Here is a 15,278-nt window from a genome sequence, read left to right on the forward strand (position 1 = left end):
GCCGGGATTCGTTCGCTGTCGACATTCCTATCACGGAGCCGAACAGCTACTCCGGTAATGACGGACACAGGTCCGCTCGACGGGACGGTCTGTATCGTGACTGGTGGCGGCCGCGGCCTCGGCGAGGCGACGGCGAAACACCTGGCCGACGAGGACGCGACGGTCGTCGTGAACGACCTCGGCACCTCGCTCTCGGGCGACGGCGCGAGCGAGGAACCGGCGGACGAGACCGTGGCGGCCATCCGCGACGCCGGCGGGACCGCCATGGCCCACTTCGGCGACGTGACCGATCTGGAGTACACCGAGGAACTGATCGCGGATACGGCGGCCGAGTACGGCCGCGTCGACGCCGCCGTCAACTTCGCGGGCGTTCTACGGGACGCGTACCTCACGGAGATGACCGGCGACGACTGGGACACGGTGATCGACGTGCACCTGCGGGGCCACTTCGCCCTGCTCCGGAACCTCGCGCGCCACTGGGACGAGACCGCCGAGGACGCAGAGCGCGAGCGTGCCTTCGTCGGCGTCACCAGCCCCTCCGCGCTGGGCAACGCCGGGCAGGCCAACTACTCGGCCGCCAAAGCCGGCGTGTTGGGTTTGATCCGGACCGCCTCCGCGGAGTTGCCACGCTTCGACGCCCGCGCGAACGCACTCCTCCCCATCGCCTATACCCGGATGATCGAGGACATGCCCCACGAACCCTTCGGCGAGGACGACTTCCCGCCGGAGAAGGTCGCGCCCGTCGTCGGCTACCTCGTCAGCGAGGCCGCCGAGGGCGTCAACGGTAAGACCGTCCGCGCGCAGGGCGACGTGGTGTCGCTCGTGGCCGACCCGAGAGACGAGAATTCGATGGTCGACCCCGAGGGCTGGACCGTCGAGAAACTTGGCGAGCGGTTCGACGAACTACTCGACTAGAGCCAACCGTCCGGCAGTTCCTCCCGGTGGTCGTGGATCAGTTCGAGGATCGGTGCGACCTCGTCCCACTTCGGGCCGGTGCTGATCTCGCCGGTATCCCGGTTCCACCGGATGATCCCCATCGCGTCGAGTTTCGGCAGGTGGTTGTGGATCAGTTCCGATTCCAGCACCGTGCTCTCCCGATCGGTCTCGGCGATCACGTCCAGCGGGTCCAGATCGGCGTCGTCCTGTGGGTTGTGATCCAGGAGCGCGACGAGCAGTTGTCGCCGGTACGGGTCCGAAATCGCCGTGAGAAGAGTCTCCCACGTGTCCTCCGCCATCCGGGACGCGTCTTCTCTCATACGATGCGTACCGCTCGTGGCGGGAAGACACGACGGCATGATACGCCATGCCAATACTTAATGTAGACGTGCGGAGATATTACTCTCGGAGACGGGAGCCGAAGCGGCCCGAGGCGGGTCGCCGTCGCCCGCGGAATCGGCGGCAAAGAGAGGGGGAAGTCACCCGAAACGGTCCCCGGCCGTTCGGCAGTCGTCTTCACGCGAGCGGGCTGTCTGGGAGATGCAGTTCCGCTGCTCGCCGTCGGACGTAGAATCGACGGCAAAGAGAGGGGGACGTCACCCGAAACGGTCCCCGGGCCGTTCGACAGTCGTCTTCACGCGAGCGGGCTGTCTGGGAGATGCAGTTCCGCTACTCTTCGTCGGGTGCGGCCTCTTCGGGCACCTGGCCTTCGACCAGCTCCTCGTCGGCGTACTCCTCGCGGAGGTCCTTCTTCGAGAACTTGCCCGTCGCTGTCTTGGGCACCTCGTCGATCTGGATGAAGTCGTCGGGGAGCCACCACTTGGGGTAGTCCTCGGAGATCTCCTGGCGCAGGTCCTCGGCCACGGCCTCGGGGTCGGCCCCCTCGACAGGGACGATGAACGCCACGGGCCGTTCCTGCCAGCGCTCGTGGGGCACGCCGACGACGGCGGCCTCGGCAACGCCGTCGTTGGCCATGATGGCGTTTTCGAGTTCGACCGAGGAGATCCACTCCCCGCCCGATTTGATCACGTCTTTCGCGCGGTCGACGATCTTGATGTAGCCGTCCTCGTCGACGGTCACCACGTCGCCGGTCTTGAGCCAGTTGCCCTCGAAGTCGTTCTCGTTGGCCTCGGGCCGCTCGAAGTACTCCTGGGTGACCCAGGGGCCGCGAACGTAGAGTTCACCGAAGTCCTCGCCGTTCCAGGGCACCTCGTCGCCGGAGTCGTCGACGACTTTGAACTCCAGGCCGGGGACGATCAGGCCCTGCTTGGCGCGGCGGTCGATCTGTTCCTCGTAGGAGAGGTCCTCGGCCAGCCCGGACTTGAGGTGGGCGACCGAGCCGATTGGTGCCATCTCGGTCATGCCCCAGGCGTGGGTGACGGAGACGCCGTGTTCGTCGAACCACTCGATCATGGCCTTCGGTGCCGCAGAGCCACCGATAATGACGGTTTCGAGTTCCGACAGGTCCACGTCGTTGCCGGCCTGGATGTACTCCTGCAGGCCCAGCCACACCGTGGGAACGCCGGCGGTGATGGTGACGCCCTCTTCCTCGATCAACTGGGCGATGTCCGCGGGCTCGGGCGATGGGCCGGGATAGACGTGTTTCGCGCCGGCCGCGGTCGTCGAGAACGGCATCCCCCAGGCGTTGACGTGGAACATCGGGACGACCGGCATCACCACGTCGTCGTCCTCGATGCCCAGCCCCTGTGGCGTCATCGTCGCCATGGTGTGCCCCCAGAGCATCTGCTGGGTGTACTCGACGCCCTTGGGCTTGCCCGTGGTGCCGGAGGTGTAACACATCCCGGCGGGCTGGTCCTGATCGACGACCGGCCAGTCGTACTCGGTCTCGTGGCCGTCGATGAACGACTCGTAGTCCACGGCGTCGAACGGCAGGTCCGGGACGGAATCGCCCATGATCACGAACTGCTCGACGGTCTCGAACGACTCGGGGTCGTACGCGCCGGCCAGCTTCTCGGCCAGCGACGGGTCGACGAAGATCGCCCGATCCTCGGCGTTCTCGACGATGAACTGGATGTGTTCGTCGGGGAGGAGCGGATTGATCGTGTGGAGTTGCGCGCCGAGCGTCGGGATGCCGAAGTAGGTCTCGAAGTGGCGGTGGTGGTTCCAGCAGAACGTCGCGATACGGTCGCCCTCGCCCATGCCCGCGTCGGTCAGAGCGTGAGCTAACTGTGCCGTACGGTCGCTGTACTCCTCGTACGTGTAGCGTTCGATCCCCTCGTGTGTTCGGGAGACGATCTCGGTGTCGGCATAGAGGTTCTCCGCACGCCACAGGAACGGCCGCAGTGTCTGGTCAGTGCCTCCTGGCATGCGCTAAACCAGCGGCGCATGTCATATCATAGTTCCCCTCGGATGTGACGGAGAAACGTCAAAACGTATTAGACTTCCAGGCGCTGCATCAGGCCGACGAGTTCTTCGAGCTGGGGGAAGGTGTACACCTTGACGTTGATGTTGGCGTCCTGTGCGTGGACGCGGGAATCGAACATGAGCGCCATGTCGCTGTCGCGGTCGCCGATGATCTCGTCGACGGTGCCGCTGCCGGGGCCGAACGTGAAGTTCGGCGTCGACATGTCGATGGTCGTCTCCAGCACGTTCGCCCAGCCGTCGATGAACCCGCTGGTCATGATGTTGCCGATCTCCTGGATCGCGCTCTTTTCCATCTCGGTGAACCCTTCCGCGTCGGGGTCGGTCCCGCCCATATCACCGAGCATCCCGGCGGCCAGGCGCTTCGCGCTATCGGCGTTGAACAGAAAGAGAACGTGCCCGTGGGGCGGCTCTTGCATCTCGATGTAGATACCGATCTGCTCGTCGTCGCCGACGTGTGTCTTGATATCCGGGATGTCGATGAAGTTGATCTTCGTGATCTCCATCTCCGTGTTCATCCCGGTCATCTGACTCATGTGGTTGGCGACCGTGTTCCCACCCTCCTTGGCCATCTTGTTAAAAATACTCAACTTCCGTATGTCGATCATCAACTCGCTCATGTGAGACCCCGAGGTAGCCGAACCTTCCGGGCGGCCGTATATAACTGATACCCAGCGAGTATCAAATGCTGTAACGTCTGTCGCCTGTTCCTCGCCGCCGCGGGTCACGCGACGCGGTGACTCACGGCGATCCCCTCGCCCAGGGGAATCAGCGCCGTCTCGAACGCCGGATCCGCGCCGACCGCGTCGAGGTAGTCCGCGACACCGGTGGTATGCTCGTTCACGTCACCAGGGTCCTCGCCCCGCACCAGCGCCGACAGTGCCTCGAAGTCGATGGGACCGGCCGTCACGGCGTTGTCCGCGATCACGACTCCACCTTCGGCGACCTTCGGCCGAACGGCCTCGAAGGCCTCCCGATACCGGTGTTTCTCGTTGTCGATCAGGACGGCGTCGAATGGGCCTTCGTAGTCGTCGACGGTACGAACAGCGTCGCCGAGTTCGTAGCTGGTCAGGTCGTCGAACCCGCCCCGACGCATGTACTCGCGAGCCTGGTCGAGTTCGTCCGCGTCGACCTCCGTCAGGACGATTTCACCGTCGTCGGGCAGCGCGCGGGCGAACCAGTACGCCGAGTAGCCGAAGCCGGAGCCGAACTCGAAGACGCGGCGGGCGGAGACCATGCGCGCGAGTAGCTGGAGCCACCCCCCGACCGTCGGCCCCACTGTCGGAAACCCTTCGGCGTCGGCCTGGGCGTCCATCTCGTCGATGATCTCGTCGGTGTCTGGGCCGATAGCGCGAGCGAACTCGGCGGTGGCGTCGGGCAGAATCTCGGGCATGGGCTGGCCTTTGGCCGGCGCTGGCAAAACGCTGGTCCCGTTCCTCACCGCTCGGCGTCATCGTCCGTCGCCCGCCCCTCACGGCCGCTGCGGGCCCGGGCGACCAGATAGAGGACGCCGAGGATGATCGCGGGGTACCCGAGGGCGGCGAGGTACGGGTAGCTCCCGTCCATATCCACGGATCGGTCCGTGCCACAAGTAAGCGTGCCGCCGATTCTCGGACGACGGGATCGGCGGCCTCACGCGTCGGGCGTGGCCGCGACCAGCGCCCGGACCCGATCCCGGTCGACGGGATTCGTCGTCTCTCCGTCCTCCTTCAGCGCCGTCCCGACGATGGCACCGTCGGCGACCGACAGCAGGTCCCCTATCGAGTCGGCGGTGACGCCGCTCCCCACGAACACCGGCACGTCCGGGTCGGTCTCGTCGCGGGCAGCCACCACGGTCCGCAGGTCGTCGGCGTCGGTCACCGACCCGGTCGCCGGGCCGGAGACGACGAGGCCGTCCGCACGACCGCGGTCGATCGCGTCCGCGACCGCCGCCCCGAGGTCCCGACCCCCGAGCGGCGCGGAGTGTTTGACCGCCACGTCGGCCAGCACGGCCACGTCGGTGTCGATTCCCTCACGCAGGCGGAGCGTCTCCGCGGCCCGTCCTTCGATCACGCCCTGGTCGGTCACGCGTGCACCGGTGTGGACGTTCACCCGGACGAACGCCGCGTCGACCGCCGCCGCCACCGACAGGGCCGCAGTCGCGTCGTTTCGAAGGACGTTGATCCCGACGGGACAGTCGACAGTCTCGACGACCGTGGTGGCCGCTCGCGTCATCTCGGCGACGACGTGTTTCGGTACGTCGTCGGCGTGGAACGGCGCATCGCCGTAGTTCTCGACGATCAGCCCGTCGACACCGCCGTCGGCCAGTGCGCGAGCGTCGGCACGGGCACGCTCCAGTACAGCCTCGCGACCACCGTCAGGATCGTACCCGGGGGCCCCGGGCAGGGACGGCAGGTGAACCATGCCGACGACCGGACTGGTCGTCCCGAACGTCGCGGCGAGTTCGAGCGACATGCTCCACGCTTCAGTGACGACACCTAAAGTCGCTCCGCCGGGTCGTCGGACGTGGGCTACGATGCGAACGTATTCGGGCCGGAATTTGGGAAATTCGCTCGAACTACCCAATCTGACAGTGAATTCTTACGAGGTGAAAATAGCATGATCGTTTGTTACATACCAGGCGAAAAGCTCTACGTGCAGAGGTGAAGAAAAATGGCTACGTCCGTCGACACCCGTACAGTTCTCGGCGCGGACGTCTCGCTCGAGTTGTCGGGCACGTGGGCCGGTTACTGGGTCGCCATGCTGCGGCTCCTGACTGGCTGGTGGTTCTTCCACGCAGGGATCACCAAGTACGCGAACCTCTGGACCAGCGCCGAGCCGTTCACGGCGACCGGCTGGTTGACCGGCGCGACTCAGGGGACCGTCGTGGCACCGATCACCGTCTGGTTCGGCAACAACGCCGCGTGGTTCGTGAACTTCACCATCCCGCTCGGCGAGACGCTGATCGGCCTGGCCCTGCTCCTCGGGGTGCTCGTCAGGTTCGCGGCCTTCTGGGGCGCGTTCCTGATGACGTTCTTTTACCTCGGGAACGCCGGGTTCGCCCACGGGTTCGTCAACGGTGACCTGATGGGCCTGTTGCTGTTCGTGACGCTGATCGTCCTCGGCGCGGGGCGGGTCATGGGCCTCGACCAGTACGTCGAGAACTGGGGCCTGGTCCAGGACCACCCGCGCCTGAAGTACCTGCTCGGGTGACTGAGGTGACAGGATATGACAGGCACACCCACGATATCCGCGGCTGACAGGGCGGCGATGCTCGTCGGCGGCGCGCTGGTCGTCGTCGGCACCGTCGTCCTCGGTCTGATCGAGACGTTCGTCGGGAACCCCAGTCCGGTGCCCGTGACCAACGAAGCCGGCGACGTGATCGCGTCCCCGACCATCCCGGTCGAGATCCGGGCGACGCTGATCGCGCTCGGCCTGCTGGTCTGGGGCCTCTACGGCGTGTACAAGCTCGCCGCCCCGTCCGGCGGCGAGAGCACCCCGACTGGCACGGCCGCCACGACCGAATGAACGGCGCACCGTCCCGGTGTGACCATCGCGTCACACCCGCGAACCGATCGTAGTTCCTCTCCGCTCCGTGGACTCGCCACCCGACAGCGGCGGCGCTGTGACGCTCAGTCGTCGGTCCACTTGATCGAACAGCCCCGCGAGGGCCTGAACTCGTCGTCGATTTCCTCGCCGGCCAGCAGTCGCTCGACGATCTCGCGCATCTCCATCTCGGTCGGTTCGTCGTCGGGGTTCAGCGCGTCGTCGATCCGGCCGTGGTACACTAGTTCGAAGTCGTCCTCGGTACGCTCGAACAGGAACGGATCGGGGGTACAGACCGCGCCGTACGCGCGAGCGACGGCCTGGCTCTCGTCGCGGAGATAGGCGTCGTACTGGATCGTCCCGTCGGCGACGAGGTCCTGCATCGCCTCGAAGGAGTCGTCGGGGTACTCCGCGGCGTCGTTGGGGTTGATCCCGACGACGGCGAGGTCGTCGTACGCGCCGGCGAGGTGGTTCAATTCGTCGAACTTCGCTTTCGCGTACGGACAGTGATTGCAGGTGAACACCACCAGCAGGGCCTCACAGTCGGCGAAGTCCGCCAGCGAGTAGGTCTCGCCGTCCGCGCCGGGCAGCTCGAAGTCGGGTGCCGGTTCGCCCCGCTGGATGGCATCGTCTTCGGAGTCGAGTGCGACCATGACGGCCGTGGGTAGGAGGCTGGTCGACAAAAGAATTGAGTCACTCGACGGCAGTCAGATACACAGCCCCGACCGCCAGCGCGATTCCGAGGCCCGTCCGGGCGGTCAGGGACTCGTCGAGCGCGACGATCCCGATGACGGAACTCGTGACGATGAACAGGCCGAAGATCGGAACGACGACGCTGACCGGGCCGGCCGAAAGCGCCCGGTAGTACGCGAGGATGCCGACCGCGAGTGCGAGCCCCGCGGCGTAGGCGTACAGCGACCGGTCGTGAGAGAGGTACTGGACGACGGGGGTGTCGGTGGCGACGACGACGCCGGTCGCGACGAGGACCAGAATACCGTTCGAGATCAAAAGCACCACCGTACTCGGTATCTCGCCCGTCGCGACCTTCGCCAGCGGCGCGACCAGACTGTACGCCAGCAAGGCCAGCAGCGCCCAGAGGAGATAGCTCATGCTCGGAGAGGGAAAACCGAACGACAAATCCCTTCCGATCAACCCCGCAGGCGACAGGTCGAAACAGGTAGAGACCCTTCCTTCGAACATGAACGCGCCGTCGCTACTGGAGATGCGCTGGGCCGACGTGCTGTTCGCACACTGGAGCGTGGAACCGGCCGTCGTCGACGCGAAACTCCCCGACGAACTCTCGGCCGACACGTTCGACGGTGAGGCGTATCTCGGCGTGGTCGGCTTCCGGATGGAGTCCATCAGACCGCGGGGCTCGCCGCTCGGACTCTCCTTCCCCGAGTTGAACCTCCGGACCTACGTCGACGGGCCGGACGGGCCGGGCATCTACTTCTTCAACCTCGACGCCGACGACTGGCTGGGCGTCGCCGTCGCCCGCCGCCTGTTCCGCCTGCCGTACTACCGGGCGGAGATGCAGGTCACCGAGACGGCCGACGGGTTCCGGTTCCGGAGCGGTCGCACCCACCCCGGCGTCCCGATGGCCGGCTTCGACGGGACCTACCGGCCGACCGGCACGCCGGGGGAACCCGACCCAGGGTCGCTCGAACACTTCCTCACGGAGCGGTACCGCTTCTACGTCGCCGACGACGGCGGCCGAGTCTACGCCGGCCCGGTCGAACACCCGCCGTGGCCGCTCCAGAGTGCGACGCTGGAGATCCGGGAGAACGGCCTGTTCACCGCCAACGGGTTCGAGGCACCGGAGACCGACCCGCTGGTCCACTACAGTCCCGGCGTGGACGTGGAGGCGAGCGCACTCCGGCCCGTGGACGGGTCCGTCCTCCCGCTCCCCTGACCACCGGCGGCAGGTCTGTAGCAACCGAAAGGTGAAACCGGGAGGACGGTGACCCTTCGAGCATGCCCTGGAGCGTCATGCCGGACTTCGACTCGTACGCGGCCGCGCGCGAGGAGTTCCAGTGGGACTTCCCCGACCGGTTCAATCCCGCCGTGGACTTCCTGCGGAAACACGACGATCCCGACAACACGGCCCTGGAGTATCTGACACCCGCCGGCGAGCGGGGTTCCTACACGTTCCGGGAACTCGACGAGCGATCCGACCGGCTGGCGGCCGGGCTGGCGGACCTGGGCGTCGGCCCCGGAGATCGGGTCGGCGTCGTCGTCCCGCAGAAGCCACAGAACCCGATCACGCACCTGGCCAACTGGAAACTCGGTGCGCTGTCGGTGCCGCTCTCGGTTCTCTACGGTCCCGACGCGCTCCAGTACCGGTTGGCCGACGCCGACGCGACGGCGGTCGTCGTCGATCCGGCGGTCCGTGACGAGGTCGACGAGGCCCGTCGGGACTGCCCGGCGCTGGACCACGTGATCGAAATCGAGACCGCGGCGCCGACGGGCGACGCCGTGGCGTTCGAGGCCGTCCTGGCGGCCTCCGGCGCGTCGGTCGATCCCTACGACGCGACGCCGGACACCGAGAGCGCCATCCTGTACACCAGCGGGTCGACGGGCCCGCCGAAGGGCGTCCTCCACTCTCACGCCCTCTGGTTGGGTCGGGCCGCTGCCTCCTACAACTACATGGATCGGGGACTCGGCCCCGACGCGACGGTCTGGACGCCCTCGGACTGGGCGTGGGGGTCGGCGCTGGGTGGGACCCTCTTCGCTACCTGGCACCACGGCGGGACGATGGTGGCCTACCCCGCCGAGACGTTCGACCCCGCGGCGGCCTTCGAGTTGCTGGAGGCGTTCGACGTGACCCATTCGTTCATGCCGCCGACTGCGTTGCGGTTGCTGATGGACGTGGAGAATCCGACCGGGCAGTACGACCTCTCGCTGGAGACCGTAGCGGCGGCGGGCGAACCGCTGACGCCGGAGATCCTCGACTGGGCCGAAGAGGCACTCGACGGCGTGGCAGTCAACGAGTACTACGGTCAGACCGAACTCAACCTCGTGGTCGCCAACTCCTCGGGCTGGTTCGAGACCAGGGCGGGGAGTATGGGCAAGCCGCTCCCGGGCTACGACGTGGCGATCGTCGATCCCGGGGCCGCCGAGGCGGGCGAAGTCGAGCGCATGCCCAGGGGCGAGGCGGGCGAGATCGCCGTCCGGCCCCAGGACCGGTCGGTCTTCTTCGACGAGTACCTGGGCCTGCCCGAGAAGACGGCGGCCAAGCAGGTGGGCGAGTGGTTCGTGACCGGCGACCTGGCCGAGCGCGACGCCGAGGGGTACATCTGGTTCAAATCGCGGAAGGACGACGTGATCATCACCGCCGGGTATCGGGTCGGCCCGATGGAAGTCGAGGAGGCGATCCTCGAACACGACGACGTGGCGCAGGCCGGTGTCGTCGGTGTCCCCGACGAGACCCGCGGGGAGATCATCAAGGCCTACGTCGAACCCGCGGCGGGCGTCGCGGGTTCGGACGCGCTACGGGCGGAGATTCGTGAACTGGTCCGGGACCGGCTGGCCGAGTACGAGTATCCCCGCGAGATCGAGTTCGTCGCGGAACTCCCGCAGACGACGACCGGGAAGATCCGGCGGACGGAGTTGCGCGAGGAGGACTAGCGGTTCTCCTCGACCGCGCGCTCGAATTCGCGGGCAGCGTCGAGGACGGGGCTGTCCGTGTTGACCGTGTAGTATACTTCCTCGTCTTCGGGGTGGTGCTTGTCGAGCATCCCGAGATCGACGACGCCGTCCACGTCGTCCATCAGGTGGAGTGTCTTCAGGGCGATGCCTGTCTCGTCGGCCAGTTCCGAGCGGGTGTAGGTCTCCTCGGGATCGAGCTCCAGGAGCGTGTCGATGATCGTCGCCATGGAGTCGTGTTCCGCGACGAACCCCCAGCCGCTGTCGGCCCGCGTGTCACTCTGCATGTAACTGAGACACCGATAGGGACGACCGTGGCTTAAACCTAGGAACGGTGTTCGCTGCCGAGCCCCAGTGTGAGCCAGGGGACGGCCCGATTCGACCGGGCGGATAGCAAGTCTTTAGTCCGCGCTCTGGTGGGATTAGGTATGAGCAGTCGCGCCGAGATACTGGCCTTGCTCCGGGAGAACGCGCGCTACTCCGCCGAGGATATGGCGCGTCAGACCGACCTCGACCCAGCCGACGTCGAGGACGTGATCGCAGCGTTAGAGGCCGACGGCGTCATCGCAGGCTACCAGGCGGTTATCGACTACAGCAAACTCGACGACGAGCGCGTGCGTGCGCTGGTGGAACTCAACGTCACGCTGGATCGTGAGACCAGCTACGCCGACATCGCCGAGCGACTGGCGAAGTTCCCCGAAGTCGAGGGCCTCCGCCTGGTGAGCGGCGACTACGACTTCGACATGGAGGTCGAGGGCGACTCCATGAGCGAGGTCTCGCGGTTCATCAGCGAGAAGGTCGCACCCGTTCCCGAGATCACCCAGACGGTGACCCACTACGTCATGGAGTCGTACAAGGAACGGGGCATCGAGTTCGGCGACGGCCACGACGACGACCGCCTCTCGGTGTCCCCCTAAGCCATGGAGGTGTCAGACCGCGTCGACGGCGTGCCCCCGTCGGGCATCCGGCGCTTTTTCGAGCTCGCCGAGGAGATGGACGACCTCATCTCGCTGGGCGTGGGCGAACCGGACTTCTCGGCCCCCTGGAGCGCACGCGACGCCGCCATCGCCTCGCTCGAACGGGGCGAGACCTCGTATACCGCCAACCGCGGGAAGCGGGAACTCCGCGAGGAGATCGCCCGCCACCAGGCACAGAACTACGGGCTCGAGTACGATCCGGACGACGAGATCATCGTCACGACGGGGGCCAGCGAGGGGATCGACCTGGCGATGCGTGCGCTGGTCGACCCTGGCGACACCGTGGCGGTGGCCCAGCCGACGTACATCTCCTACGTCCCCGGCGTGCAGTTCTCGGGCGGGAAGCCACTGCCCGTGCCGACCCGGGCCGAAGACGAGTTCAAGCTGACCCGCGAGGTGCTGGAAGACGCCGGCGCGCAGGCGGCCGACGCACTGATCTACTGTTACCCGAACAACCCGACCGGGGCGACGATGACCGGCGACGAACTCGCGGAGGTCGCCGCCTTCTGTCGCGAGCACGACCTGATCGTGCTGGCGGACGAGATCTACGCGGCGCTGTCCTACGAACACGAGCACACGTCCATCGCGACGCTCCCGGGCATGCGCGAGCGGACCGTCGTGTTCAACGGGTTCTCGAAGGCCTACGCCATGACGGGCCTGCGCCTGGGCTACGCGATGGGGCCGCCCGAGGCCATCGGAGCGATGAACCGCGTCCACCAGTACACGATGCTGTCGGCGCCGACGACCGCCCAGCACGCGGCGCTAGACGCCCTGCGGAACTGCGACGACGACGTGGCCGAGATGCGTACCCAGTACGACCGCCGCCGGAACTTCGTCCTGTCGCGTTTCGCGGAGATGGGCATCGACTGTTTCGAGGCCTCGGGTGCCTTCTACGCGTTCCCGGAGTGTCCCACGGACGACAGCGGGGCCTTCGCCGAGGACCTGATCCACGAGAAGAAAGTGGCGGTCGTCCCTGGTGGCGTATTCGGTGACGGCGGGGACGGTCACCTGCGCGTGTCGTACGCGACGGGTCTGGAGGACCTCAAGACGGCGCTGAATCGGATCGAAGAGTTCATTTCCTGATAATTTTAGGGTGTGTTTTCCCGTTTATCGGGGCGACGCGAATCGCGTGTTAGCGAACTGGAAGAAAGCCACAGATCGGGCGAGCGGTCGGTTAGTTGGCATCTCCGCCGGTGGTAACGTCGGGTTACGACTGGTAATGTGGACATAAACTTTTTTCCCTCGTAACAGTAGAGTGATGAGCAATGGCAACCGATGACAAAGAGGGGGGCGATGCCGATCCCGTCGACGCCGAGGAGACGAGCGCCGACGCGGAGAAGGTACTCGCTCGGGTCGAACGTGCCACAGTCGGAGAGTATACCTGGGAGGACTTCCGACGCGAGTTTCACACCGGTGGTCCGTTCGACCGCACGGAGTTTCTCGGGTTCGATCCCCGGAAGACGGAGGACAAGCTGATTCAGGGCGCGAGCGCCGCGAAGGGCCTGAACACGCCCTTCGAGCAGTTTCTCGATCCGACGAAGGCCCCCGTCGTCAAGGACACCTACAAGTGGGAGCACTACAAGCAGGAGTACTACTACACCGACGGGACGCCGCCGACGACCAGCGACGGGACGAAAAAGGAGTTCGATCCGGCCGACGCGCTCGGGTTCGACCCCGAGAAGACGGAGGGCGTCCTGAGTTTCGGCGAGGGACTGGCCTCCGAACTCGACGAGATGGTCGAAGAGCGGACCGTCAACGTCAACGAGGATCTCGACGAGGACATGTTCTTCTCGACCGTCGACGGCAAGACGACGGTCGTCAACCGCTACGACGTAGAGAAGGCCGTCCCGCTGTCGAAGAAGTCCCACTTCGAGGAGATCGAACGCTACTGGGTGAACAAGCCCTACGCCTGCGTCATCATCTTCCACTCGAAGAAGGAAAACGAGAAGAAATACTACGTCATCGAGCCACACCTCAATCCGATAGAACAGGAGCTGCAGGATTTCCTCGCCGGCAAGCTTCGGACGGCGATCAAGTACTCCGAGGACGACGTGGTCGTCGAAGGGAGCGAGGAAGACCGCGCCGAAGTCATCCAGCGCGAGGCTCAGCGGTTGCTCGACCGCTACGACCTCCTGCGTGGCGACGCTACGGTCGAGCCCGATCTGGGGGCCATGGACAAGTTCAAGCAGATGATGGGGATGGACGTCGAGTTGCCGACCACGGCGTCGGGCGACCTCTCGGGAATCCAGGCCCGGCCCGAACCCGCCATCCTCGACGAGGATCCCGACACCCTCAGCGAGTATCAGGTCGAGAAGCTGCTGTACGTCCTGAAGCGAAACTTCATCGGCTTCGCGAAGATCGATCCGGTCAAACACGACATCAACGTGGAGGACGTCTCCTGTGACGGGTACAACAGTCGGGTGTTCGTCTACCACACCGACTACGAGCAGATCATCTCCAACGTCGAACACGGCGAGGAGGAACTCGACGACTTCGTCGTCAAGCTCGCCCAGCGATCCGGGAAGGGCATCTCCAAGCGTCAGCCCCAGGTCGACGCCACCCTCCCGGACGGCTCGCGTGCCCAGCTCACCCTGGGTCGGGAGGTGTCCGACCACGGGACCAACTACACGATCCGTCAGTTCAAAGACGTCCCGTTCACCCCGATCGACCTCATCAACTGGAACACCTTCAGCCTCGACGAGATGGCGTTCCTCTGGCTCTGCATCGAGAACAACAAGAGCCTCATCTTCGCGGGCGGTACGGCCTCGGGGAAGACGACCAGCCTGAACGCGGTCTCGCTCTTTATCCCCTCCAGCGCGAAGATCGTCTCCATCGAGGACACCAGGGAGGTCGAACTGCCCCAGCGGAACTGGGTCGCGAGCGTCACCCGGCCCTCGTTCGGTGAGGACGACACGGGCGACGTGGACGAGTTCGACCTGCTGGAGGCCGCACTCCGGCAACGTCCCGACTACATCGTCATGGGTGAGATCCGTGGTGAGGAGGGTCGGACCCTCTTCCAGGTCATGTCGACGGGTCACACCACCTACACCACGTTCCACGCCGACTCGGTGGGCGAAGTCATCAAGCGGTTCACGACCGAACCGATCAACGTCTCGAAGACGCTGTTTACCGCGCTCGATCTGGTGTCGATCCAGACCCAGACCCGGACGGGCGGACGCAAGGTCCGCCGGAACAAGACCCTGACCGAGATCAACGAGTACTCCGCGGAGAACGACGAGATCAACGTCAGGGACGTCTACCAGTGGCAGGCCGAGACGGACACGTTCATCCAGATGGGCCAGTCCAACACCTTGGAGGAGATCAAGTTCGACCGCGGGTGGGACCAGGAGAAACTCGACGAGGAGCTGTTCAAGCGGAAGGTCGTCCTGGCCCACCTGATCAACCACAACATCAACACCTACCAGCAGGTGGCCGCGACGATCCAGGCGTTCATCAACGACCCCGACACCATCCTGACGCTGATCGCCCACGACCAGCTCGAAAACAGTCTCGAAGACCTCCGTGAGATGGAGTCGGTCAAGATCAACATCGACCCCAAAAAAGAGGAGATGGTCCCGCGGCCGGACGCCGGCGAGGAGATCAGCGAGGAGACGAGCGACATCCTCGACAACGCCACGCCGCTGTTCGACCGGTACAAGAGCATGGAGACGCCCGAGATCGTGAAGGCACTGTCGGGGATCGAGACCGACGAGGGCGTCGTCCCCGACGAGGAAGAAGACGACGACGACGCCGAGATCGACTTCGGACAGTTCGTGACCAAAGCCGGCGCGGAAGCAGAGGAAGGGGACTAGC

The 15,278-nt window shown here is 65.6% G+C and carries 17 protein-coding genes; 8 read left to right on the forward strand and 9 right to left on the reverse strand.

Annotation, left to right across the window (positions count from 1 at the left end):
* Window positions 1–57: 57 nt before the first annotated feature.
* Window positions 58–915: an SDR family NAD(P)-dependent oxidoreductase gene (locus EAF64_RS11120; protein ID WP_129069051.1), complete on the forward strand. Its 858-nt coding sequence runs from the start codon at window positions 58–60 to the stop codon at window positions 913–915.
* Here EAF64_RS11120 and EAF64_RS11125 read toward each other — a convergent pair.
* From EAF64_RS11125 to EAF64_RS11145, 6 genes are all read right to left on the reverse strand, one after another.
* The gene (locus tag EAF64_RS11125) at window positions 912–1,256 is read right to left on the reverse strand and encodes a DUF7344 domain-containing protein (RefSeq protein ID WP_227738947.1); all 345 of its coding nucleotides are present in this window, start codon (window positions 1,254–1,256) and stop codon (window positions 912–914) included. The two genes, EAF64_RS11120 and EAF64_RS11125, sit on opposite strands and share 4 nt — an antisense overlap.
* Window positions 1,257–1,605: 349 nt before the next feature.
* Entirely contained in the window at window positions 1,606–3,264 is a 1,659-nt protein-coding gene (locus EAF64_RS11130) for a long-chain fatty acid--CoA ligase (protein ID WP_129069052.1), read from the reverse strand.
* Between the two features lie 68 nt (window positions 3,265–3,332).
* Window positions 3,333–3,926 (reverse strand): chemotaxis protein CheC, encoded by a 594-nt coding sequence (locus EAF64_RS11135; RefSeq protein ID WP_129069153.1) that lies wholly within the window; start codon window positions 3,924–3,926, stop codon window positions 3,333–3,335.
* Window positions 3,927–4,042: 116 nt separating this feature from the next.
* Window positions 4,043–4,711, reverse strand: a complete 669-nt coding sequence (locus tag EAF64_RS11140) for an O-methyltransferase (RefSeq protein ID WP_129069053.1) — start codon at window positions 4,709–4,711, stop codon at window positions 4,043–4,045.
* Between the two features lie 44 nt (window positions 4,712–4,755).
* The gene (locus EAF64_RS21630) at window positions 4,756–4,884 is read right to left on the reverse strand and encodes a hypothetical protein (protein WP_267899434.1); all 129 of its coding nucleotides are present in this window, start codon (window positions 4,882–4,884) and stop codon (window positions 4,756–4,758) included.
* A gap of 66 nt (window positions 4,885–4,950) precedes the next feature.
* Complete coding sequence (locus EAF64_RS11145; RefSeq protein ID WP_129069054.1) at window positions 4,951–5,772, reverse strand: BtpA/SgcQ family protein; 822 nt, start codon at window positions 5,770–5,772, stop codon at window positions 4,951–4,953.
* A 198-nt stretch (window positions 5,773–5,970) separates the two neighbouring features.
* Here EAF64_RS11145 and EAF64_RS11150 point away from each other — a divergent pair, with 198 nt between their 5' ends.
* Window positions 5,971–6,510, forward strand: a complete 540-nt coding sequence (locus EAF64_RS11150; protein WP_129069055.1) for a DoxX family membrane protein — start codon at window positions 5,971–5,973, stop codon at window positions 6,508–6,510.
* A gap of 15 nt (window positions 6,511–6,525) precedes the next feature.
* Window positions 6,526–6,825 carry a hypothetical protein gene (locus tag EAF64_RS11155; protein WP_227738948.1) on the forward strand — a complete coding sequence of 100 codons (300 nt, stop codon included), beginning with the start codon at window positions 6,526–6,528 and terminating at the stop codon, window positions 6,823–6,825.
* Between the two features lie 104 nt (window positions 6,826–6,929).
* Here the strand turns inward: EAF64_RS11155 and EAF64_RS11160 are convergent, their stop codons facing one another.
* Together EAF64_RS11160 and EAF64_RS11165 are read right to left on the reverse strand one after the other, a co-directional pair.
* Window positions 6,930–7,496 carry a thioredoxin family protein gene (locus tag EAF64_RS11160; RefSeq protein WP_129069056.1) on the reverse strand — a complete coding sequence of 189 codons (567 nt, stop codon included), beginning with the start codon at window positions 7,494–7,496 and terminating at the stop codon, window positions 6,930–6,932.
* Window positions 7,497–7,536: 40 nt separating this feature from the next.
* A complete protein-coding gene (locus EAF64_RS11165) occupies window positions 7,537–7,953 on the reverse strand; it encodes an EamA family transporter (protein ID WP_129069057.1) in 417 nt (138 codons plus the stop codon).
* Window positions 7,954–8,041: 88 nt separating this feature from the next.
* On the opposite strand from EAF64_RS11165, the gene EAF64_RS11170 reads away from it, so the two are divergent.
* A complete protein-coding gene (locus tag EAF64_RS11170; RefSeq protein WP_129069058.1) occupies window positions 8,042–8,755 on the forward strand; it encodes a YqjF family protein in 714 nt (237 codons plus the stop codon).
* Between the two features lie 62 nt (window positions 8,756–8,817).
* Entirely contained in the window at window positions 8,818–10,470 is a 1,653-nt protein-coding gene (locus EAF64_RS11175) for an acyl-CoA synthetase (protein WP_129069059.1), read from the forward strand.
* Here EAF64_RS11175 and EAF64_RS11180 read toward each other — a convergent pair.
* Entirely contained in the window at window positions 10,467–10,775 is a 309-nt protein-coding gene (locus tag EAF64_RS11180; protein WP_129069060.1) for a hypothetical protein, read from the reverse strand. The two genes, EAF64_RS11175 and EAF64_RS11180, sit on opposite strands and share 4 nt — an antisense overlap.
* Window positions 10,776–10,916: 141 nt before the next feature.
* Between EAF64_RS11180 and EAF64_RS11185 the strand changes: the two genes are divergently transcribed.
* From EAF64_RS11185 to EAF64_RS11195, 3 genes are all read left to right on the forward strand, one after another.
* A complete protein-coding gene (locus tag EAF64_RS11185; protein WP_129069061.1) occupies window positions 10,917–11,405 on the forward strand; it encodes an Lrp/AsnC family transcriptional regulator in 489 nt (162 codons plus the stop codon).
* A gap of 3 nt (window positions 11,406–11,408) precedes the next feature.
* A complete protein-coding gene (locus tag EAF64_RS11190; RefSeq protein ID WP_129069062.1) occupies window positions 11,409–12,548 on the forward strand; it encodes a pyridoxal phosphate-dependent aminotransferase in 1,140 nt (379 codons plus the stop codon).
* Window positions 12,549–12,730: 182 nt separating this feature from the next.
* Entirely contained in the window at window positions 12,731–15,277 is a 2,547-nt protein-coding gene (locus EAF64_RS11195) for a type II/IV secretion system ATPase subunit (protein ID WP_129069063.1), read from the forward strand.
* The last annotated feature ends 1 nt before the right edge of the window (window position 15,278 follow it).

It is taken from the genome of Halorientalis pallida, assembly GCF_004118325.1.
Classification (GTDB): domain Archaea; phylum Halobacteriota; class Halobacteria; order Halobacteriales; family Haloarculaceae; genus Halorientalis; species Halorientalis pallida.